General features: G+C 33.6%; 20 protein-coding genes and 1 tRNA gene. 2 read left to right on the plus strand and 19 right to left on the minus strand.

What is annotated here, in order from left to right:
• The 7 genes from ACO05S_RS08845 to ACO05S_RS08875 form a co-directional block, all read right to left on the minus strand.
• Entirely contained in the window at positions 1-636 is a 636-nt protein-coding gene (locus ACO05S_RS08845; RefSeq protein ID WP_421921149.1) for an ABC transporter ATP-binding protein, read from the minus strand.
• Positions 637-822: 186 nt separating this feature from the next.
• Entirely contained in the window at positions 823-1,899 is a 1,077-nt protein-coding gene (locus ACO05S_RS08850) for a GTP-binding protein (RefSeq protein ID WP_421921150.1), read from the minus strand.
• A 1-nt stretch (position 1,900) separates the two neighbouring features.
• On the minus strand, positions 1,901-2,020 hold the full coding sequence (locus ACO05S_RS08855; protein WP_421921151.1) for a GTP-binding protein: 120 nt from the start codon (positions 2,018-2,020) through the stop codon (positions 1,901-1,903).
• A gap of 84 nt (positions 2,021-2,104) precedes the next feature.
• On the minus strand, positions 2,105-3,133 hold the full coding sequence (locus ACO05S_RS08860) for a CobW family GTP-binding protein (protein WP_421921152.1): 1,029 nt from the start codon (positions 3,131-3,133) through the stop codon (positions 2,105-2,107).
• A gap of 493 nt (positions 3,134-3,626) precedes the next feature.
• Positions 3,627-3,824 carry a hypothetical protein gene (locus tag ACO05S_RS08865; RefSeq protein ID WP_421921153.1) on the minus strand — a complete coding sequence of 66 codons (198 nt, stop codon included), beginning with the start codon at positions 3,822-3,824 and terminating at the stop codon, positions 3,627-3,629.
• A gap of 67 nt (positions 3,825-3,891) precedes the next feature.
• Positions 3,892-5,409 (minus strand): Do family serine endopeptidase, encoded by a 1,518-nt coding sequence (locus tag ACO05S_RS08870; protein WP_421921154.1) that lies wholly within the window; start codon positions 5,407-5,409, stop codon positions 3,892-3,894.
• A 174-nt stretch (positions 5,410-5,583) separates the two neighbouring features.
• Positions 5,584-6,027, minus strand: coding sequence for an Hsp20/alpha crystallin family protein (locus ACO05S_RS08875; RefSeq protein WP_421921155.1), 444 nt, complete (start codon positions 6,025-6,027; stop codon positions 5,584-5,586).
• Positions 6,028-6,535: 508 nt separating this feature from the next.
• Here ACO05S_RS08875 and ACO05S_RS08880 point away from each other — a divergent pair.
• Complete coding sequence (locus ACO05S_RS08880; RefSeq protein WP_421921156.1) at positions 6,536-6,934, plus strand: DUF2391 family protein; 399 nt, start codon at positions 6,536-6,538, stop codon at positions 6,932-6,934.
• Positions 6,935-7,995: 1,061 nt separating this feature from the next.
• On the opposite strand, the gene ACO05S_RS08885 is transcribed toward ACO05S_RS08880, so the two are convergent.
• The 7 genes from ACO05S_RS08885 to ACO05S_RS08915 all read right to left on the minus strand — a co-directional run bounded on the left by ACO05S_RS08885 (position 7,996) and on the right by ACO05S_RS08915 (position 15,380).
• A complete protein-coding gene (locus ACO05S_RS08885) occupies positions 7,996-8,730 on the minus strand; it encodes a hypothetical protein (RefSeq protein WP_421921157.1) in 735 nt (244 codons plus the stop codon).
• A 3-nt stretch (positions 8,731-8,733) separates the two neighbouring features.
• Positions 8,734-11,937: an Eco57I restriction-modification methylase domain-containing protein gene (locus tag ACO05S_RS08890; RefSeq protein WP_421921158.1), complete on the minus strand. Its 3,204-nt coding sequence runs from the start codon at positions 11,935-11,937 to the stop codon at positions 8,734-8,736.
• Positions 11,938-12,205: 268 nt separating this feature from the next.
• Positions 12,206-12,475: a hypothetical protein gene (locus ACO05S_RS08895; RefSeq protein WP_421921159.1), complete on the minus strand. Its 270-nt coding sequence runs from the start codon at positions 12,473-12,475 to the stop codon at positions 12,206-12,208.
• Between the two features lie 129 nt (positions 12,476-12,604).
• Positions 12,605-13,228: a recombinase family protein gene (locus ACO05S_RS08900; RefSeq protein ID WP_421921160.1), complete on the minus strand. Its 624-nt coding sequence runs from the start codon at positions 13,226-13,228 to the stop codon at positions 12,605-12,607.
• Positions 13,229-13,253: 25 nt separating this feature from the next.
• Complete coding sequence (locus ACO05S_RS08905) at positions 13,254-13,583, minus strand: hypothetical protein (RefSeq protein WP_421921161.1); 330 nt, start codon at positions 13,581-13,583, stop codon at positions 13,254-13,256.
• 5 nt (positions 13,584-13,588) lie between these two features.
• Positions 13,589-14,992: a hypothetical protein gene (locus ACO05S_RS08910; protein WP_421921162.1), complete on the minus strand. Its 1,404-nt coding sequence runs from the start codon at positions 14,990-14,992 to the stop codon at positions 13,589-13,591.
• 199 nt (positions 14,993-15,191) lie between these two features.
• Complete coding sequence (locus ACO05S_RS08915) at positions 15,192-15,380, minus strand: helix-turn-helix domain-containing protein (protein WP_421921163.1); 189 nt, start codon at positions 15,378-15,380, stop codon at positions 15,192-15,194.
• Positions 15,381-15,510: 130 nt separating this feature from the next.
• Here ACO05S_RS08915 and ACO05S_RS08920 point away from each other — a divergent pair, with 130 nt between their 5' ends.
• Entirely contained in the window at positions 15,511-16,095 is a 585-nt protein-coding gene (locus ACO05S_RS08920) for a helix-turn-helix domain-containing protein (RefSeq protein WP_421921164.1), read from the plus strand.
• A gap of 7 nt (positions 16,096-16,102) precedes the next feature.
• Here ACO05S_RS08920 and ACO05S_RS08925 read toward each other — a convergent pair whose 3' ends face one another.
• From ACO05S_RS08925 to ACO05S_RS08945, 5 genes are all read right to left on the minus strand, one after another.
• Positions 16,103-17,329, minus strand: coding sequence for a tyrosine-type recombinase/integrase (locus ACO05S_RS08925; RefSeq protein ID WP_421921165.1), 1,227 nt, complete (start codon positions 17,327-17,329; stop codon positions 16,103-16,105).
• Between the two features lie 238 nt (positions 17,330-17,567).
• Positions 17,568-17,639 (minus strand) — tRNA-Arg (locus tag ACO05S_RS08930).
• A gap of 64 nt (positions 17,640-17,703) precedes the next feature.
• Complete coding sequence (recO, locus tag ACO05S_RS08935; RefSeq protein WP_421921166.1) at positions 17,704-18,438, minus strand: DNA repair protein RecO; 735 nt, start codon at positions 18,436-18,438, stop codon at positions 17,704-17,706.
• Positions 18,439-18,497: 59 nt separating this feature from the next.
• The gene (locus tag ACO05S_RS08940) at positions 18,498-20,753 is read right to left on the minus strand and encodes a T9SS type A sorting domain-containing protein (RefSeq protein ID WP_421921167.1); all 2,256 of its coding nucleotides are present in this window, start codon (positions 20,751-20,753) and stop codon (positions 18,498-18,500) included.
• Between the two features lie 9 nt (positions 20,754-20,762).
• On the minus strand, positions 20,763-21,344 hold the full coding sequence (locus ACO05S_RS08945; protein ID WP_421921168.1) for a non-canonical purine NTP diphosphatase: 582 nt from the start codon (positions 21,342-21,344) through the stop codon (positions 20,763-20,765).
• Positions 21,345-21,482 lie beyond the last annotated feature (138 nt).

Below are 21,482 nucleotides of genomic sequence, written 5' to 3' on the forward strand. Positions count from 1 at the left end.
TTAATTTAGTTGGATTTTGTTTGTAAATTCTTTTTTTAATCGTGCATCGTGCGTTGCAAGCAGAAGTGTAACATGGTAAGTTTTACAAATACTCATTATTAGTTCGGTAAACCGTTTGCAATTGTCATCGTCCAAACTTGATGTAGGCTCGTCGGCCAAAATAATACCAGGTTTATTGATCATTGCTCGTGCAATTGAAAAGCGCTGAAGTTCGCCACTACTTAAAGTGGCTGGTTTCTTAAGAACCAAATCAGCTATGCCTAAATCATTTAACAGTTTATCCATAAACTCTAGGTCTGCATTATTCCCCGATAATTCGGTAAAATACAATAGGTTTTTGTGCATACTTAAGGCCTCGATAAAATAGTTTTTCTGAAAAATCATACCAAAGTGTTTTGCCCTGAAAATATCAAGTTCTGTAGGTTTTAAATCGCGAAGCAATGTATTGGCAATATCCAGAGTTCCGCTTGACGGAATTAAAATACCGGCAATTAAATGAAGCAATGTAGTTTTTCCACTGCCTGAGTTTCCTGTAAGCAGCCAGGATTCATTTTCCTCAACTTTTAAATCGGGGAAATTAAAGATCTTACCCTCTGGATATTGATAGGAAAGACCTTCCGTTTTGATATAGCCCATAATTATTCAATTCGTATGTTTTATTGTTTTTGATTTTTACAGATTAGAAGTACCAATTGCAGTATTACCATGAAACGAGCATGATTCAACACACGACAATGATTATTCTGATCTTGCGGTTTGCATCTTACAGATAAAAACAAGTCGCATATTTGCTTTTTTGAGTATATTCTTCGTTAACAATCATTAAAGAGGCCATTCATCCTCAAATTCGTGCGTATTCAATTCCATCGCTCTAATTTCTGATTCGGTACATAAGCAAGCTTCCAATTCTTGCCTTATCGCCTCTTCGTCCAAATCCTGACCAATGATTACAAGTTCGTTTTGCCTATCGCCAAAACGCTTATCCCATTTGCTCATAATATATTCCTCGTTCTGCTGAAAAGCAGGATGTTGATTGCGCTCTATGATATCGAGTGAAGCCCACCATACCCCTGCTTTGTCTGCTCGAAGCGATCCTCCGGCCTGACTCCAGTTTATGGCCTCCTTGGGTCGAGAGGCAATCCAAAACAACCCTTTACTTCGGATAATGGCTCCATCCCATTCCAAATTGACGTAATGCCAGAATCGTCCGGGATGAAAAGGACGCTTGTTACGAAAAATAAAGGAAGAAATCCCGTATTCCTCGGTTTCGGGAGTATGCTCTCCCTCAAGTTCTTTCATCCAACCTGCAGCTGATGCAGCTTCTTCAAAATTAAAAAGCCCCGTGTTTACGATCTCTTCAAGATTAATTTTTGCATAGCTCGATACCAATATTTTGGCAACGGGATTCAGTTTATGAATTACCGCTTTAAGTTGTTCTAATCTTTCATTGCCAATCAAATCGGCTTTGTTAATGATGATCACATTTGCAAATTCAATCTGGTCTGTCAATAAGTTTACAATGGTGCGTTGATCCTCCGGATCATCATTCATGCCACGCTTGGCTATGGTATCCAGACTTTCAAAATCTTTTTCAAAATTAAAAGCATCCACTACGGTTACCATAGTATCTAGCCTTGCCCATTGTGTAAGATCAATTCCTGATTCCTCAAAAGCATAAGTAAATGTTTGAGCAACAGGAATGGGTTCACTAATCCCTGTACTCTCAATAAACAGATAGTCGAAGCGATTTTGTTGTGCCAGTTTTTCTACTTCCTTTACAAGATCTTCGCGCAAGGTACAGCAAATACAACCGTTACTCATCTCAACCAGTTTCTCATCGGTACGCGACAGTACATTTTCGTTTTCAACCAATTGAGCATCTATGTTTATTTCGCTCATATCATTTACGATAACTGCTGCACGCCAGATTTTCTTTGTTGTGCAATATGTGATTGAGCAAAGTCGTTTTTCCTGCTCCTAAAAATCCACTTAAAACTGTAACCGGTAATTTTTTAGTCATTTTGTTTTGCTTTTATACGATTCAACTATCACCCTAAGGTATACAGGAACTTTTGTTGCTGATATCCCTTAAATGTTCAATTTCCTAATTCTTTTCCTGTACTGGTGATTCTAACAATTGATAAAGGTTATCTTCCAGTTTGTCGTGGTCTAATCTTTTGCCTATAAAAACAAGCTTACTAAAACGGGTTTCTGTTCCCCAGTTTTCTCCATCTTCAATCATAAAATTACTCCTAACCGCTTGAAAAATTTGCTTTTCGGAGGTATCGGAAAAACTAACAATCCCTTTAACCCTGAATACAGTATCTTGGTTAAAGAATAGAAAATTCTGCATCCAAACATTAAATTTTTTCGTATCAAAGCTTCCCGGTATGATAAATCCCAATGATTTAATATCGTGCTTATGCTGATGATGTGCTGACTTAGCTACGAATGACGATTGATTAATAATTCCTTCTCCAAAAACCGATAAGTTTTGAAATGACATGGTTGACTTCTCAATGGTTTTTGCCGAGAAAGCGTTTAAATCCAATAAATTAACATTTTCAACTTTTGCAAATTCAGCCTTGTATCGTTTAGCCATGGGATTTATACCGCCAATTACGCTTTCCAATTGGCTCAAGTAATCCTGTTGAACACAATCTGCTTTATTCAGAAGCACAACATCAGCCAGTGCCAGTTGTTTCCTAACTTCAGCCTGCTCCTCTAAAAGGTCTTCCATATTTTCACAATCGGCAAGGCAAATAACACTGTCGATCCTAAAATTTAATTGTATACTTTCCGATGCAAGGAATGCTTTAATAATCGAATCCGGGTCGGCTATTCCTGTGGTTTCAATCAGCAAATGGTCAAATGGATAAGGGCTATTTAAAAGCTTTTTGATTGTTTCATAGAAACCCTCGCTTAACGAACAGCAAATACATCCATTCGAAAGTTCAAAAATATTTTCGTCTGTGCCTACAATCAAACCTCCGTCAATTCCTATTTCTCCAAACTCATTCTCAATAATAGCAAACTTTTTTTCAGGCTGGTCTTTTATCAATTGATTGAGCAGGCTTGTTTTACCAGCTCCCAAAAAGCCCGTTATAATTGTTACCGGAATTCTCATATCCATATCTTTGATTATTTACAATTTGTAAAATATGCGATTCTTAAAAGCTCTATTGCATAGGTTCACAGCTCACGCATATCATTATATTCCAAATTTACCTAGGCTTCACATTTGCCACAACCAGTCAAATGCAACACCGTTGCAAATATAGTGAATGGTTTAAAATAATCTACATCTTAAAACAATAAACTGGCTTAAGCTATTCCGTAGTAAGGGATTTGATTTGTTTATTAACACTTTAGCTTGATCCATAAAAAAACTCCGTATCCCCAAAAAAGGTATACGGAGTTTATAATATGGAGTAGCCCCACCAGAACCTTAATTCTTAGTTATATTCGATTGATTTTATGCACTTTACAAGTATTAAATTTTGTAGACATACCCTAATTTACTCCCTGTTCATTTTGAAGGCTATAGAGTTATTGCATTGAAATAATGCGTAAGAGTCTATCCAGCTTTCACCGAATAGACTCTTACTAGAAAATTTGCAAAGAGACTATGATAATGGAACCAAGCTAGTATTGATTATCTCATCGATAACATCTAAACGATTGTTAAAACGATTCTTGAGCCAGTTTATTAATTTTTCCTGATCATTTTCATCCAACCAATTCATAGATTTAATCAACTCCTTTCGAAATAAACTTTCCTGATCGGCAACCGCCTCTAAAACAAACTTTTGATGCTCTAACATATCTGATGATTATTTAGTTATAAGAAAATCTATTTAAACTCTCTAGTCACATTTTAATCAATTATGCTTATTCATTAATACCAAAGGCATAATAATATTGTCCAGGATAATCAGGATAAACCCCTTTTAGCATCACTCCACCCGATTTCCCTTTCAGGATCGTTTTTAATTCTTTCAAACTTTCTACTCTTTTATCATTAACATGAGTAATTACAAATCCCTCTTTAATATTGGTTTGAGTTCGCAGTATACCAGAATTCAGCTTTTCAATCATTAATCCTGTTGGCACATCCAGTTTTGAAGCTTTTTCTCTATCTACTTCAATGATTTCAGCTCCAAGTTTGGAAAGTATATCTCTATGATTGTTACTACTAATTTCACTTTCGCCTTGTGCATTCTTTAATGTGATCTCAAATTCTTTGGCTTTTCCAAGACGATTTACTCCTACCAACAATTGATCTCCAGGACGATGTTGACCAATTATTTCGAGTAAATCAGAAGATGTCTTTATCTTATTCTTGTTCACTTTAACAATCACATCTCCTTTTTGAAGCCCTGCCTCTTTCGCAGAACTTTCAGTCATTAAGCTATCAACATAAACCCCCTCAGTAACATCCAAGTCTTTTTCTTTGGCAAAATTTCCATCTACGCTTCGGATGGTAATTCCCATATAACCACGTTGTACAAATCCGTATTCTAGAATATCTTCCACAACCTTACTCACAATATTCGATGGAATGGCAAACCCATAACCTGAATAAGAACCTGTTGGACTTGCAATAGCAGTATTAATACCTATTAATCCTCCTTTTAGATTTACCAGTGCTCCACCACTATTACCGGGGTTGATTGCCGCATCGGTTTGGATGAAGGATTCTATAGCTGATTGCGACTGCAGAATATTAATATTTCTACCTTTTGCACTAACAATACCAGCTGTTACAGTCGAGTTTAAATTAAAAGGGTTTCCAACTGCCAAAACCCACTCTCCAATTTCTACATCATCAGAATTTACAAATGGGACATGTGCCAATTTCCTTTCCTTAATTTGTATCACAGCCAAATCAGTTGTTGGATCAGTTCCGATCACCTTTGCTTTATATACTCTATTATCGTGTAAACTCACTTCAATATCTTCAGCTCCATCAATTACATGGTTATTAGTAACAATATACCCATCAGAGCTAATAATTACTCCCGAGCCAGTTCCTACCCGAGTATATGGACCTCGTTGCTGTGGTGTTCTTTGTTCAAACTTAAAGTGTGGACCAAAAAAATCTTTCAGCATATTATCGTTGAAAAAATCTCTAAAAGGAGATGGAACTTTCTGTCTGCTTTGAGCACCCGGAATATGAGTCGATTTTATATGCACTACTGCATCCATCACTTTCTTTGATACATCAGTAAATTGCAAGGGAACCACTTCTCCATTATGGTTTACCGTGTATGCTGCACCAACAACGGGTGCAGAATCTATATGTTTAATGGTATAGGTTTTATCTTCCTTATTAAAGAAAATAAATCCAACAGATGTAACTACACTGGCAATGAATGCAACTATAAATAATTGAGCAATTTTCTTCATAATAAATACTTTAAAATTTTACTACTAGCTTGATATTAAAATGTGAAAGCTCTTGAACCACGTCTAAATGCAACAAATTGTTAACAAGCAAATCACATTCTAATCCATAAGCTTACCACCTACCTTTTGCAGAGTAAGTGGCAAGCATATTTTTTAATAAACAGTCTGATTTTCTTAGGAAATCTTAATAATTCTGGCTGGCTTTGGCTTTGCTTCTTCTTTCTTAGGTAAGTGAATTACCAAAATCCCATCAGAATAATTGGCCTTAATTTTATCACCATCGACTACATCCGAAGGCAATTGAAACGAACGCTGGAACGAACAATAAGAGAATTCTTTCCTGGTATATTTGTCCCCCTTATTTTCAACCTCACTCTTCCTTTCAGAAGAAACAGTCAACTGATTGTTGTCTAAATTAATATTGAAGTCTTTCTTATCCATTCCTGGAGCTGCTACCTCAATAGTGAATTCATTTTTATCCTCTTTCACATTCACCGCAGGTAAAGTGGTGTTTGTGGTAGAGAAATTTGTGGTATTCCAATCCATCCAATCTCTGGAGAAAAAATTATCAAAGAAGGATGGGAAAAAATTATCGGTATTTTTCTTAACTAAAGTCATAATTATACCCTCCCTAATTTAAATTAATATATTCTTATATTCTCAATAAAATTAGAATCGCGATTCACTTTACCCCTTTCAAATTAAATGCCAAATCCATCCAATTTTCGTAGAGCTCTGAAAATCAAAAGCTAATTCAAAAGAAGAAATTATGCTTAACTGACATTTTTTCATTTTCCAAAACAAATCTCATGATATTTTGACACAATCATCTACCTATTAGGACATTATGACATTTTACAACAAAAAAGCGAAATAAAATAAGATAATTGATACAATAGCTTTATTTCAACATTTAACGTACAAAATTTCTTCAAAAATGATTGCGCTATCATATTTCTTTGAAATTCATTATATCTTTAATAGCTATAAAAATAAACACAAGTCGCCACGTGGCGATTTGTAGCCAAACACGAATGCATATATTTCTAAAGAAAGAATGGTTCTGATTTATTGCCCGTGTTTCATAAATACTCATTTAACTATAGTTGCTAATATCAGTCAAACCATGAGTAAGGATACAATTAATTTAGAAGATATTATACAAGTTGTTGTCGGCTCATCCGCTCTAACAATACCAGTTGCATTTTCAGAGGAATCCTGGCGACTAAGCGAAACCTTACCAACTCTAAACCTGGTTGTTATCATTCTTCTTTCCTTAATTTTTATAAATATTTACTCATTTCAGGGAATTTTTCAAGGAAACGTAAAGAATCGATTATCTCATTTTTTATTCAGAACCTTAATAGACTATGGAGTCACCTTTATTGTAGTATTTATCATACTATTTGCATTAAATAGAATGCCAATATTAGAGGAACCTCTTATTGCTTTAAAAAGAATTATAATTCTCTCTTTCCCTGCTTCAATGGGTGGTGTAATTGTGGATGGATTTGACAAAGAATAGTATTTAATATCAGCTTCAATTACTTGTGACCCCACCAGAACCTAGTTAAGTAGTTGTAATATTCTGTTTTTGAGACTTATACACACTATTCGCATTGAGCAAACACCCTATTTTGTCCCCAATAAATAATTCTCGTACTTTTTAATTTCATGTAACGAGGATACGTTACATGAAAAGTTAAATGTAGACACATATAAGTTTTAAATGTGCGGCAAACATCCCCTTTTTTTGCGTTGGTTTGTAAATTTTACCTATTTTTGGAGTAAGGTTGAATCATTACTTAGACTTCGAGCAATTAAGACTAGAGTCACTGAGTAGTTTTTCAACCATTTTATTTGATATTCATATCAGTATCTAAATGTGGTAAACGGGATGCATAGGTAATAGCCATATAGTCATGGCTGCTAATTTCCCGTATTTTCTAGACTTTAATCATATCAAATCACCCATCAGGATAGTTTATGTCGTAGATACCAGCTAATCTACCAGATAAAGACGGAATAATTATAGGGCGCTATAGCATTATAAAAACAATTGCACGATTGACTATCAGCAACTTTACTATATCGTCAATAATATTCTTCACTTCTGAATTATCAATTAATAGCATCTAAAGATGGTAAACGGGATACATAGGTAATAGCAAGATAGTCATAACCGCTAATTTCCCGTATTTTCTAGACTTTAACCATATCAAACCAGCCATCAGGATAGCTTATGTCGTAGATACCAGCTAATTTACCAGATAAAGACGGAATAATTATAGGGCATTATAGCATTATAAAAACAATTGCACGATTGACTATCAGCAACTTTACTATATCGTCAATAATATTCTTCACTTCTGAATTATCAATTAATAGCATCTAAAGGTGGTAAACGGGATACATAGGTAATAGCAAGATAGTCATAACCGCTAATTTCCCGTATTTTCTAGACTTTAACCATATCAAACCACCCATCAGGATAGTTTATGTCGTAGATACTAGCTAATCTGCTAGATAAAGACGGAATAATTATAGGGTATCGAACATTTACTAATCTAAACAATCACATTTAAACTAATTGATTAAATGATTGTAATCTAGAACAATATGCGCTATTAGGATTGGATAATTACGAATGACTCTCTTGTGAACACTTTTATAAATAAACTGATATTCTTCTATTTCTTTCTTATTTGGACAATTAATATGATATCGATTTAATTCAGCAATCAAATTCACATCATTTTCGTATTTTTCTAATAGGTATTGTATAGCATCATAAGAGTTAGAAGCGCTAATTTCATTCCTATCATCAGATGACTCAAGAAATGAAATCATACCAGCTACAGGTGTATTCGTTTCTGGATAATACTGTTCGTTAATAAAACGTAAGACCCCTTCTGTTATATATTTATCTGCAATCTTTTTGTTAAATCTTTTGCACTCAAAGATAAAGTATGCATCACCGTTCAGTAATGGTGAACAAACCTTAATATCTAAAATTCCTGTTTTTATATTACTTGAAAACTCTTCAACACCTGACTGAAAAAGATAATGCTTAAGATCAAAAAAAGAACGATATGGTTCTATATAATTTACAATCAAATCGTTTCGTAAGAAATCTTCCAATTCAACGGATTTAGCTACTTTTCCTCTTACTTTTGTCGCAGTATTTTTAATTTCCTCACGTGAATATGATTGATCTTTTTCTAATAATTTATAACCATAAATTATTGCATTAATGCATGAATCAAACTTAGAATCATATTCATTGAAATTATTTTGGACAAAACTGTCTACTCCTACCATAATTTACAAGGCAACTTTTATTGTTTTCATTTCAGCTTTCACAATTTCTTCTTCAAATTCCAATGCATCAAGGTATGCAACAGCCTTATGCCAAAGCTTTCTTTCGTTAGGTTTTATAATATAAAAAGAAGTCGAAGTAAAACCTCTTACGTCTTGCTGAAAGTATAAATTTTTGCATACTTCATATATTCCTAAGTCTCCTAATAAATCGACATTGTCTTTATTTGGTTTAATAATAATAGACTGCTTTGATTCAATTTTGAAATTAATTCGTAAAAATTCATTTGTATATGACACTTCTGCCTGAAGCGATTTATTTATTTTATCAAATCTAGACTTGAAAAACTTAGTAAACACGTTAATATAACTTACAATATATAATTCATCGTTAGCAATATTAAGGTTTAATGGTTTGAATATTATTGATTTTTTTTCACGGAGTAGTAAAGGAATGGAAACATTCATGGAATAATCAACAAGCGCTTGTTCCTCTTCATCAAGGTTATATAGCCTATTTATTAGTTTTTCAATTTTCCTTTTGTTATCAACTACAACTTCTGGATTATTAATATTGATTACAATTTCTTTAGATAGAGTACTTAATTCATTGTCTATCACTATTGGGAATTTCTCAAATTCATCAAAATTGATTCGGCTTTTTTCTACACCTAATGAAGCTCCCGTGTTTAAGGTGAAATAGGTAAACAGTTTTGAATTGAAAATTGAAGATAGTGCACTTAAAAAATTACTTGAATCAACATGTTTATTAGTTGATATTAGTGAACCTACAGTAGACGTAAATGTCACCTTCTCCGTATTAAATGCTGTAACAGCACCAAAGAGGTGTTCATCATATTTTAAATTTTTTAGAACAACGCCCTTTTTAAATAATAACTTATCACCTTCAAAATATCTTTGGCTAGGTAAATATCCAACTCTAGAATCAGTATTATTTTCCAGTTCTAAGTATTTTCTAAAGGATTTATTCGGCATAGCAAAATATGGACGAAATTCGTTTTTTGCATCCAGAAATTTGTGATCGAGAAGGTGTGATGCATCTTTTTTCGTAACACCATCCTTAAGTTTTAATCCTCCATTCTGTTCGTAGCCTAATTCTGCAAAATACTCTTTTGCTGTTTTAAAAAGCTTTTTATTTTTAAGTTTTTTAATAAGATGAACATCCAACACATTACCATAAACCAGAGTTTTCCATAACCAATCTATTCCACCAAGCCTTTCCATAAAGTACTCTTGTTTTATTCTCTTTACATCATGCTTCTCAACCAAAATTGTTTTATAATGCAAAAAGAAAGAATTTGGCTTTACCGTAATGTGTTGTATTACATTTTTAGAAGTATTACCATTGTTTTTTTCAGGTATGTAAGTTATTATTGCAGCAGGATATCTTGCGTTCTCAAAAATATGATTCCCGCCTCTGAGCTTATTGTTAACAGGAGATAATTCTACTACTTGATGTATGTTATATTTAGATAAAAAATAATTCCTGAAATTCTTTGAAGTCTTCCCAGTATTATAAAGTACCTTACTAGAAACGACAAAAGAACATTTAGGAGCTTTTTGTTTGGTTGCAAAATCACTAGACCTGATTAAAAAAGCTTGACATATTTCCTTGCCACCAATTTGAAGTGCCAGCCGATCAGCAGGTGCTTTGCCTTTATTTTCTCGTGCATTTCTATCTTTTATGTAATTATTATAATTGGAATTAGGAATATTTCCCCATGGAGGATTACCAATAATAAAGTCTACATTCTGAATTATTGTATTAAAAGGGTGGTTTGTATTGAAAAAATCGGCTTCTAATCCACCAAAAAGATTTTCTTCTCTAAGTTTTTCAAATCTAAATCTTTCGATTTCGGCAGGTTGTTTGTAATCTAATATCGTAATGTATAGTGAGAAGATAGTAATATCAATAGCATCAGAATCAATATCAATACCATATATATTTGATTTAATAAGTCTCCATAATCTTGAATCTGATAATGTCTTGTTTCCTATTAAAAACAATTCTTTTTCAATAATTTTCCTGACCGTTTCTACGAGAAATATTCCAGAGCCACAAGAAGGATCAAGTACTTTACAATCTGAATTAAGCTTTTCTTCATTTTCAAGAAAAGGAGATACGGTTTGTGATAAGATATAGTCTACTATATATGAAGGTGTATAGTACGCTTTTATATCTTTTTGTTTCGATAATTCTACATCATCATTTTCATCACTATTACCAATAAAACTTTCATAGATACTACTAATTAATTCTACTGGGATTATTTCAAAATCATATAAATCAAATAAGGATTGTTGAACCACATAGTTGGTTCCAAATTTTTTACCTCCTGAGAAAAAAGAAGAACAAGTAAATAAATTATACAATACTTTTAAATGATCATCATTAATATTTTCTATTTCGTAATAACTAAACAACCCATTTTCTTCAAAAAGTGGGAACATATCCCCATTGTACTTATGGGTTAAGTAATTAAAGAATCCATACAAGTCGTCTTTTTTCAGAATCAGATTTCTAAAAGATTCTTTACGCTCCAATTTATTTTCTCCTGTAATAAAACTTTGATCACTAAAAGTTACATTTCGATCAATTAAATAACTTACAAATAACAATCTACCAATTAGCCTATTTGCGGCTTTTGGAAGTAAATTTAATCCATCTTTTGCAACCAAAATTCTTCTCGCGTCGGTAATGTTTTTCAATAAATACTTGTCTATTGTATTTTTCCTTTCACCAATAGATTTATAAACATTTCCTCGAATTAGATTTATAAAGGTAAAATCATCTAAATTGCAATCGTTTAAAGACCTAAGCTTTTTTAGGTCTAAACTATTAGTATCATTTCCATGATATATATCAAGAGTGTCTGGTTTGCAAATGAATACAACTTGAGCTAAACCAAAATTAATAACCTGTTTATGAATTAGGTCTTCTTTCTCATTATCTGGATTATCAAAAAATAATATAAACGATTGATTAAAAGGTTTGGGATGATTGTCTTCTGTTTCAGAATTATTTTGATAGAGACAAAAAAAAGCGTCTGGTTTTATTACATCTTTAAGAATTCGACTAATTCTATAAGGAAATTTATGAACCCAGAAATCAGCATCACTTAAATAAAATAATCCATTATCTTTATTTAATCCAAGTTTCTGATAAAGCTGTTTTAAACGATTCTTCATAAAGCAAAAATAAGTTTTTTTCACCCTTGTTGCAATTTAATTACTCACTAAATATAAATTGCTTATACATCTGCATTTCAGGCGATTATAGCCCATTGGGCTTCTTCCATTCTTTATTGTATTTATTTTCCTACTAACTTTTGATATTGAATTCTATTCTTAGTTAGAGTTGGTAGGTGTTAAAGGGTATAACTCGATAATTCGTGGTTAATCGCCTCATTGACGATTTATTCCAACCATATCAATAGTCAGTTTCTCTTCTGTTTCTTTAATAATTCGATATTGCTTCATCGCTCTGCATCTTTTTGTAATGTTCAACTATTTCTTTTACAAATTGGGCTTTGGGGATTTTCCAACCTTTGCCATATGGTTTAGCAAATATCTTTTTGCTCATATTCTTTGTTTGGATTCTATTTTTTACAGTTTTCTCATGAACTCCTAAAAATTCTGCACATTCGGCAACATTCATACAAGTATTACTTGCATCAAATAAAAATGAGCCAATAAAGCTGGCTTCTATCATTTCATATTTATTCATTGTATAAAGTTTTAAATTTTTGATCTGATTGAATTTGTATTCACTTTAGCGTATACCCTTTTGTCATCACGCCTGAACTTAGTTAAAAGTATCAATACTGAGGCTTTTTGTGTATTTATTGTGGTTAGGCTAATTTGAATACGCTTTTTGTGTGTCTAAATGCTTTTTGACCCGTTGAACGGTGGAGGGAGATTTTTTTACAAGCTTGGCAATTTTTCGTATCGATTTTCCATCATTCAAAAGTTCTATGATATCGGCATGTTGTTTTTCAAACTGCTCTGCCGTCAATTTTCCTTTCCCTGCATGAAGCTTATAAACACCTTTTGCTTTTGCAATGGCTATACCCTCTGCCTGTCTTTCCTTAATTCGTTCATATTCCATTTGCGAAGCCATAACCATAACAGCGGAAATCCAGTCAAATATTTGATTGTATTTTCCGTCAATAAAGCTTTTAAGGCTCATTTTATAGATTGTTACCGAAACTTTATTCTTCTTCATGACATCCAAAGTTTGAAGAACATCAGGAACACTTCTACCCAGTCGATCAAAATCATAAACAACAAGTTCAGATATCTTACCTTTATTTACTGCATCCATAATTATTTTTCCACTTGGACGCTCGGCAAACGGTATCATACCTGAATACTTATCTATTACCAATTTGCCAGTAACATCCTTTAGACCGTCAACCTGTCTTTCTTCATTTTGTCCTGTGGTTGAAACACGGGCATACTTGTATACGTTCTTTTCCATGAGCAAATACTTGTAGTAAAACCTATTAATTGTCGTAACTAATGCTTAAATGAGGAGAGTGCTTTAAATCGTCTGCAATATTTCCTTTGAATTTATTGTAGATCAATATTGCCGTATCCCGATTATCATTGTCTTTTGAAGTGTAGTTGCTAAAGATCGTGTTATATGTATCCAGTAAATCATGATTTGTACACTTATCTAAATCAAGTCCCATTAAGCAAATAATCGGATAACAACCATTAGTAGCAATTAAATCACAACCTGTTACCTTTTCGATATTGTCAAAGATTCGACTTACCGTTACAGTATCTTCCAATAAGTCGATAATCAAATTTTCTTTTTTCGTAGTAATCATTTTAATTATGCTTTTTTAAGCCTGTTAACAGGGCATTTGGTTAATTTTTCTTTTTTGGTTCTCTTGTCAAATTCTTTGAGAAAAAAACGGGCGTCATCGCCATTATAGAGCCTTTCTCTTCCATTCATTTTTACAATTATTGAAGTTTTTCTACTTGGTATTCCAATTCTTTTCTTTCGATCTGGATTATTAGTCTTTATCAGTTTCAAGTTTTCGCCTACCTCATTAATGAGCTTTACTATTTGTTCTTGCTTCTGGGTTCTCTTGGCTTTTCTTTGCTCAGATACTTTAAGATTATAGGCTTTATCCCTACATTTTCTCTGATCAGTGCAATATTTTGACTTTTTATTCCCTTTAATTTCCTTATCGCATACCAAACAGTAATTTTTTTCTTTTTTCACCTCTCCTTGTTCGGTGGATTCGCACCATACAATACATGGTGTGTTTGTAACAGATTTTTGTGCGTGTTTTTTTAATTTATTCCAACCATTCAAGACCTGAAATTCGGTGTATTCGTAACAGTTTTTTGTGCGTGCAATATTCGAAATTTCCAATGAAATAAGGTCTTTCAGGATATTTTTAATGTTGCGTTTTGCATACTTGTTTACCAATTTTTCAAGTAATTCCTTATAGCGTTGACGATCTATACGACTCCTTTCATCTTTTAACCACCAATTAGGATTTCGCAAATCCTTAAACTTACCTTTGTATTTTTTAGGAATTTTGTGAGTAGTTGGAAGTTGTCTCCATTCGAAAAATATTGTTTCATCTATGAATTTGAGGAACTTATCTTTTATTAATCGTACAAATTTTTCCTTATCCAATAGGTCTGAAAGGGTATGTATTTGGTAGCTTTCAACCGATCTCATTTTGGTAAACTTGGTTTCAATCCTGAGCATTTCAGACTGCAAACAGGCTTGCTCAGCCTTATCGTAAAATTTATAGGTAGTATTAGTTCTTTTATAGCTATATCCGTATCCAGTTTTACCATTTATTTCCATATCGGAACGCTCAGCACCACGACAGTACAAAATACTGTCCAAGAATGTCTTGGTGTCTATTTTGCACAAACTTGTATCGAGGTTTAAACCTATTTCAAAACCCCGTAAAATTGCCGTTTCGGGATTTACTCCAAACTCGGATAACTGGTTTACCGCCTTTTGAAAATCATCGTAAGTAAAGCGGTCTCCATTGTGTTCTCCTTTATTGTAAAACTTATGTATTGATCCTTTTATTTTTACTTTCCCTTTTGGCTCAATAATAAACCGCAACCCGTTGTAAATAGATACTTTACTACCTTTAATCTCTCTTGTATCCTCATTGATAGTATAATCAAAACTAAGCTTTGGATTAAATTTCCAAAGGTTAGAATCGAAGTCAATAAGTTCTATGATTATCCCGTCTATCAATGGTAATGGAGGTAATAAAATGTAGAGAGTTAATTGTTTTAAAAAAATGGTGTGTGCGTAACAAAAAACCGTGCGTGTGCCTTACTCGGAATGAGATTTTTTTTGTAAAAAACAGGCGTTTCAAATTTGGTGTGTCTGTAACAGTTTTTCTGCGTGCAAAACTTCTGCAACGCCTAAATTTATTGCTACACAAACGAGTTTAAGTTAACGGTTTTACAGGACGCAATGCAGCATCTAATTCAGTACGCTTAAATCGATTTGTATTGCCAATTTTATAAGCTGTGATAATGCCTTTGCCAATCCAGTTATGAAGTGTTTTTCGACATACTTTTAAATAACTTAAAGCTTCTGCTGTGTTTAAATACGGACTTTCAATTTGTGCTTTCATTCGAATAGTGTTTTACGTATATTTGTGCAATTCAGTGTAAATAATTATTTTTAGATGTACAAATATATGTGTTTTGGTATATTATTTACATGTTTTTGGTATGTTTTTCACACTTTTACACAGCGCAAACATGGATTCCACTGTAATTGAACGAGTTAAAGAGATTAGAAAAAATAATAAAGTTTCTCAAAAAGAATTTGCTTTAGCCTTAGGAGTGTCAGCTCCATACATTGCAGGGCTTGAAATGGGTAGAAATAGTGTAAATCAAAAATTCTTAAATGCACTTAAAGAAAAATATAATATCTCAGCAGATTGGTTATTATTTGGAGAGAAAGCAGCAATTAATCTAGAAGACAGCCTTAAAATGGCACTTATTTTAGATACAGCAGACAGGGAAACATTAATAGCCTCTTGGACTATATATGAATTATTAAGAAATAGTTCTTATCCAGATCAAAGAAAAGCTGCACAGGCTATTAAAGATGCAAATTTCGAAGACCAACATAAGACAGCTTGGAATCTCGGCGAGCAAAAAAGTGAATTATATAGAATAATATTAAAACACCTTCATTTGGAAAATAAACCAATATCTGAACTAACTGGTACAATTCAAGCCTACTTAGAAATTAGTATTAAAATGCATAATTATATTTCAGAAATGATTGATAGTAATCATGAACACTTTCATGGACATGGATCATTTTCTTATAGATAACTAAATCTTATTTTGCAATATCAAGCACATTTTCAGATTGCCATGCTTTAAGTACAATATCTGCATGCTCCTTGTTGTCCAACTTGATATATTTATAGAAACTCTTTTCTGTACGATGTCCAGTAATCTTCATAATTGTTGCCGCAGGAATCCCTTTCTGGTAACTATTGGTTGCAAATGATCTTCGTGCAGTATGTGAGCTAACTAACTCGTACTTTTTATAGGATTTATTTACTAATACACCATCAATGTATGATTTTCGCCAAACAACATTATTTATTTTAGCCAACTTACACACCTCTTTTAACTGTTTATTTATCTTAGTATTGGCCTTTAAACTATAATTATATTTTTCTAGAATCTGGACAACCTGAGATAATAGGGGAATTGTAACACGCTCCCCAGTTTTAGCCTGCATGGTATTAATATAGTTCCCAGTAATACACCCCCTATTCAAGTTAATTACATCTTGATATCTTAAGCCTGTATAGCAGCCAATCATAAACACATCTCTAGACCGTTCTAGATGTGGTTTATCGGATAAATCAAGCAAAAGAATAGTTCTCACTTCTTGATCTGTTAAATATATATTCTCAGCATCAACTGCGATTCGCTTAAAATGCTTACTTCGAAATCCTATATTATCAGTAAGTTTTTGGCTTATTGCTTCATTCATTAAGGTTTTTAGTGCCTGAATATATTTACCAAGTGTATTAGGGCTATATTTATACTCTCCTTTTAAGTATTCCAAAAAATCATAGTAAAAGGCAACATCAATATTTTCAAAGTCTAGAGATTCATTTCTATACTTTTGAAAACCGTTTAAATGCTCATGAAGCAATCTAAATTTACTAATTGTTGATTTTGCCAGAGGTTTACCAGTTTTAGGATTAATTTTTTTGATTTGTAAATCAGAGAATGATTTTGCAAAACTTAACAGATTAATTTTAGACGCCTTCTCATCCGTTAAAGCCCTTTGAATAAGTTCTCTTACATCATCCTTTGTTTTAGGCTTTTTATCCAAGTAGAAAAGTTGAAAACGCTCCTTGCAATCTAATAAATAGCGGTTTATATCAACTTTATTTGTAATACTAGTTATGTTTTTAATTTGCTGAGTGTGTTTATTCCAATATTCTTTTTTCAGCCTTATACCTGTACTGCACTGAACTTCTGTATTTAAATGCCTAATTCTTGCAACAATAAAACCTCTTCTTATTTGAAAATTCAAGTTCATTACTAGTGTTTTATATATGTATAAAATATGTACCCTTTTTTGTCCCCCAATGTGAGAGTGTCCCCTATTTTGCACCCTTAACACTATACAAACATACATCTTTTTACACACTTTTTCACATTTTGCACATACATTTAAATATTGGCAAAAACAAAAAAAAGCCCCAGATAGCTCTACAACTTCCTAAGGCTTAATACATTAAAGGCTGTCTATTTTATTTAACTCGACAATTTCAAAGTAGCCCCACCAGGACTCGAACCTGGATCTATTGTTTAGGAAACAACTATTCTATCCCTTGAACTATGGGGCCAATTGAATCATGCAAATGTATTTAAACAAGATCGAAGATCAAAACCGAGTTTAAAAAAAGTTTATCATTCATCACCATTAAACAGTTCTTCAATTACAGAAAGCGACTTAAGCGATGAAAACCCCTGGCTTTGCAGAGCATAAAAGTTGAGCAAGCTTCTCAAAATAGTTCCAATTTGTTTTTTATTGATTTTTAAGGTGTTTAACTGATCAATAGAAGTATTGAATAAGCGTGAGAGGATCTGACTCTCTAACTTTCCCAAGCAATGTGCATGAGCATTTTCTTCTCTAACGAAACGACCATTGTCCATATCGAAATTGCTATTGATTTGCGACCAGTTCGTTTGTGGGTAGAAACCTAAAAATCGAGTTAATTTGCTTAAGAAATAAAGATGAAACAAGTCTAAAGGCTCATCTGTTAAATCGAGGTAGCGAATGCTGTTATAAAGGAAAACAAAGAGGTCTTTATTTGCTTCTTCTTCTCGTAACACCTTCGAAAGAACTTCTGTTAAGAAAAGTGCCAGGGTGCTTTTGTGAACATCAAAAATCAGACTGTTTAAAGTTTCCGAAAGCCTCACCTCTTTAAGTGATTGAATATTTTTCCCTTCACGATGATAAACCTCCATGTCAAGAAGAAAAAAAGGACGAAAAAGATTGCTCTTGCTTTTAGACTTCCTGGAATGCCCACCTTTTACTATATAGCTCTGGCGACCAAATTTTTCGGTATATATATGTACTATCAGACTGGTTTCTCCGTACTGAACACGATTTAATACAATGCCTTTTGTCTGGTGTAGCATTTCTTCTGGTTCGTTTTAAGGTATAATACCGATTTGTCTCTGGAATGTTGCTTTGCAAGTTAGTTAATAAACAACAGCTTAATCACTTTTGACTTTGACCCATCGGAATTTGAACAAAAAATTAGGTAAACACCGGTATGAACTCTCGATCCGCTAAAATTTCGCCCATCCCAAATAAACTGACCACCTTCCGATTTACCTTCCCACACCAAGGCTCCGCTTACATTGGTAATTTTAACAGTCGAATTATCCATTAGGCCACTAACGATTATATCGCCACGATAAGTCTCTCGAACTGGATTTGGATAAACATACAAATCGTTGTAATTCTCTGTTCCCTCGGTAACCTTTCCCCTATATGAAACCATTCCCTTATTGGTAAGAAAGAAAACCTCTCCGGTGCCGGGATTTGCCGATATTTGTTGAACATTATTCGATGGGAGCGGACTGTTTTCCATTGTAAAATGTGCAAGCTGTTCATCACCATTTTCTGATACCAGAAAAGCACCCGAATCTTCCGTCCCTAACCACTTCTGATTAGCACCATTTATTTCTATACACTGCACTTTCTCCGTTGAGAGCAAAAACTGCGTAGATCCCTCAATACTTATTATTGGTCGATAGGCAAAAAAATTACCATCTCTAAAAATGTTTCCCGGATCTGAATAAACTGCTATTCCACTTGATGTTCCAACCCATACACTTCCTTTTTGATCTTCCTTAATGTCATAAACCCGGGAACTAATGCTTGAATTATTTTCATCTCGAAGGGTAAAATTACCGTGCACATCATCATCATCATTCGCAAGCGTACCATTCTCGTTAAATGCAAATAAGGTACTGCCGACTCCTCTTAACACCCATTTGTCGCCATTTTGCAGTGCTATTATTTTTCGTGAATCAGATCGATTATCCAAGCTACCATACGACAAGGAAACCCATTCATTTTCATAGGTCAAGGCCTTAACTGCATTATTCGAATTTGCCTCTACAATCCAGAGAGTTCCATCTTCATCTGAATCCATAGAGTTGATCCCCTCATTTCCCAATGGAGAATTCCCGGAATGATAATAGTTAGTGAATTCCTCCTCCTGAAATTCGAACAATCCATCCCTCCAACAGGCAGCATAAATTCTAGATTCATTTCGTTTGTTAGAGCGTATCGAGATAATATCTTTTTTCCCTGCCAACTCCGAAACATTCGATTCTGTAAAATTCTTCCATTCTAAATCATTGTACAAATAAAGTTCGGCAGGCAAATTCTTGTTAATGCTTCCAGAACTTGCCCAGCTTTGTTTTCCAACCGAACAGACGGTTGTAATATCAGATCGCAAAGGCCCATCGGGCTTGATTTGAACAAACTCCCCACCTTGCTTTTCCAAAAGTGAATGCTCATTGTCTGCAATAAACGTTCTGTCATCGATTTGTAAAATGCTTCTGAAAGAATTGGATTGAACTCCAGAAATAATTGAAATTTGATCCCCTGATGTATTAAATTCTTTTATGCTGCTATTTAAAACAACATATAAGGAACTCTTGTGAGGCGATATGGAAAAAATACTTTCCGATTCCACGAGAAATTCACGCCAAACTTGTTGACTGAGCTTATAGATTTCATTTCCGATTTCTGATGTACGTCTAAGAACAAAAAGATCTTGATCCATTATACATAGCTCCTTACATGCCCTGTTGTAATTAGGAATTTCAGAAACCAATACCCAATTATTAAAATCAGCTAAATTTGTCGAGTTTAAATCGGCTCTAAAAAGTCCATTTTCTGTTGCAGCCCACAAATAAGATGAATTGCTTATCACATCATTTACTTGTATTTGTTTGCCATTTAAACCTATCAGATAAGTATCTGCAATTTCTTGCCGACTTAAATGAAGAACAACAATTCCAAAATTGGTAGACAAATAAGCAAGATCCTCACTAATATATATCGAATTGATTTGCTTATCCGAAAAGCCTGCAAAATTTTTAATTTCCGAGATATTAAGCACATCCTCATTAGACAAGAGATCAACATTTCCGTTTTTATAAGCCAAAATAAGTAATTCATGATCAGAAGACCAGCCTACAGCGGTAATTTCATTATCAGACAAAGTATTGGTTTTGCCATATGTCCTTATTTCACCATCCAACAATGAATAAGAAAATAATCCTGATTCAGTTAAGCAATAAACATGATTCGATGATGCTACCAGTTGCCATGCTTTTCGGTAGGGTAAATGCTCACTCCAACCCACAAAGTTCTGTGCGAACGATGACATAAAGTAAGAAATCAGAAAAACCAATATAGCAACCTGTCTCATGGCAACTTCTTATGCATTATACTCCAATAGAAACTGAACCAGTTTTTGAACAGCCAATCCTCTATGACTAATCCTGTTTTTTTCACTCACCTCCATTTCTGCAAATGACACAGAATATCCTTCTGGTTCAAAAATAGGGTCATATCCAAATCCATCTTTTCCCCTTTGCGAATCAAGAATATTGCCATTCACTATCCCTTCAAATTGATACTCATTATCATTTAAAAATAAGGAAATAACTGTCCTGAACCTTGCTGATCTATCCTTTTCCCCTTCGAGCTTTTCAAGCGCCTTTTTCATATTCGCTGTGGCATCTTTATCCTCCCCGGCATAGCGTGCTGAATAAACTCCAGGTTCCCCATTTAAGGATTTAATTTCCAAGCCAGTGTCATCTGCAAAGCAGTTTACATTGTACTTTTTGTATATGTATTCAGCTTTCTGTGTCGCATTCTCTTCCAGAGTTTCGTAGTCTTCGGGAATTTCTTCATTACAATTAATGTCTGCTAAACTTAGTAATTCGACTTTTTCGCCAAGCAGTAGCTGTAACTCCTTCATTTTATTTTGGTTATTGGTAGCAAAAACTAATTTCATCTGTTTATATTTTTTTTCCATTTACCAGATGGAAGCTGCAAGATCACAAATTATCATTGTCGTGGGTGTTTAATGATTATTTTAATCATGCTCGGTTCATATGTATATTTACAATTATTTCAAACAAAAAACAACGGC

The organism is Marinifilum sp. (assembly GCF_965230805.1).
Lineage (GTDB): Bacteria > Bacteroidota > Bacteroidia > Bacteroidales > Marinifilaceae > Marinifilum.

Excerpts from the sequence above, each read along its gene's own strand:
- ACO05S_RS08845 (WP_421921149.1), bottom strand. The coding sequence starts at position 636 with ATGGGCTATATCAAAACGGAAGGTCTTTCCTATCAATATCCAGAGGGT.
- ACO05S_RS08850 (WP_421921150.1), bottom strand. The coding sequence starts at position 1,899 with ATGAGCGAAATAAACATAGATGCTCAATTGGTTGAAAACGAAAATGTA.
- ACO05S_RS08855 (WP_421921151.1), bottom strand. The coding sequence starts at position 2,020 with ATGACTAAAAAATTACCGGTTACAGTTTTAAGTGGATTTTTAGGAGCA.
- ACO05S_RS08860 (WP_421921152.1), bottom strand. The coding sequence starts at position 3,133 with ATGGATATGAGAATTCCGGTAACAATTATAACGGGCTTTTTGGGAGCT.
- ACO05S_RS08865 (WP_421921153.1), bottom strand. The coding sequence starts at position 3,824 with ATGTTAGAGCATCAAAAGTTTGTTTTAGAGGCGGTTGCCGATCAGGAA.
- ACO05S_RS08870 (WP_421921154.1), bottom strand. The coding sequence starts at position 5,409 with ATGAAGAAAATTGCTCAATTATTTATAGTTGCATTCATTGCCAGTGTA.
- ACO05S_RS08875 (WP_421921155.1), bottom strand. The coding sequence starts at position 6,027 with ATGACTTTAGTTAAGAAAAATACCGATAATTTTTTCCCATCCTTCTTT.
- ACO05S_RS08880 (WP_421921156.1), top strand. The coding sequence starts at position 6,536 with ATGAGTAAGGATACAATTAATTTAGAAGATATTATACAAGTTGTTGTC.
- ACO05S_RS08885 (WP_421921157.1), bottom strand. The coding sequence starts at position 8,730 with ATGGTAGGAGTAGACAGTTTTGTCCAAAATAATTTCAATGAATATGAT.
- ACO05S_RS08890 (WP_421921158.1), bottom strand. The coding sequence starts at position 11,937 with ATGAAGAATCGTTTAAAACAGCTTTATCAGAAACTTGGATTAAATAAA.
- ACO05S_RS08895 (WP_421921159.1), bottom strand. The coding sequence starts at position 12,475 with ATGAATAAATATGAAATGATAGAAGCCAGCTTTATTGGCTCATTTTTA.
- ACO05S_RS08900 (WP_421921160.1), bottom strand. The coding sequence starts at position 13,228 with ATGGAAAAGAACGTATACAAGTATGCCCGTGTTTCAACCACAGGACAA.
- ACO05S_RS08905 (WP_421921161.1), bottom strand. The coding sequence starts at position 13,583 with ATGATTACTACGAAAAAAGAAAATTTGATTATCGACTTATTGGAAGAT.
- ACO05S_RS08915 (WP_421921163.1), bottom strand. The coding sequence starts at position 15,380 with ATGAAAGCACAAATTGAAAGTCCGTATTTAAACACAGCAGAAGCTTTA.
- ACO05S_RS08920 (WP_421921164.1), top strand. The coding sequence starts at position 15,511 with ATGGATTCCACTGTAATTGAACGAGTTAAAGAGATTAGAAAAAATAAT.
- ACO05S_RS08925 (WP_421921165.1), bottom strand. The coding sequence starts at position 17,329 with ATGAACTTGAATTTTCAAATAAGAAGAGGTTTTATTGTTGCAAGAATT.
- recO (WP_421921166.1), bottom strand. The coding sequence starts at position 18,438 with ATGCTACACCAGACAAAAGGCATTGTATTAAATCGTGTTCAGTACGGA.
- ACO05S_RS08940 (WP_421921167.1), bottom strand. The coding sequence starts at position 20,753 with ATGAGACAGGTTGCTATATTGGTTTTTCTGATTTCTTACTTTATGTCA.
- ACO05S_RS08945 (WP_421921168.1), bottom strand. The coding sequence starts at position 21,344 with ATGAAATTAGTTTTTGCTACCAATAACCAAAATAAAATGAAGGAGTTA.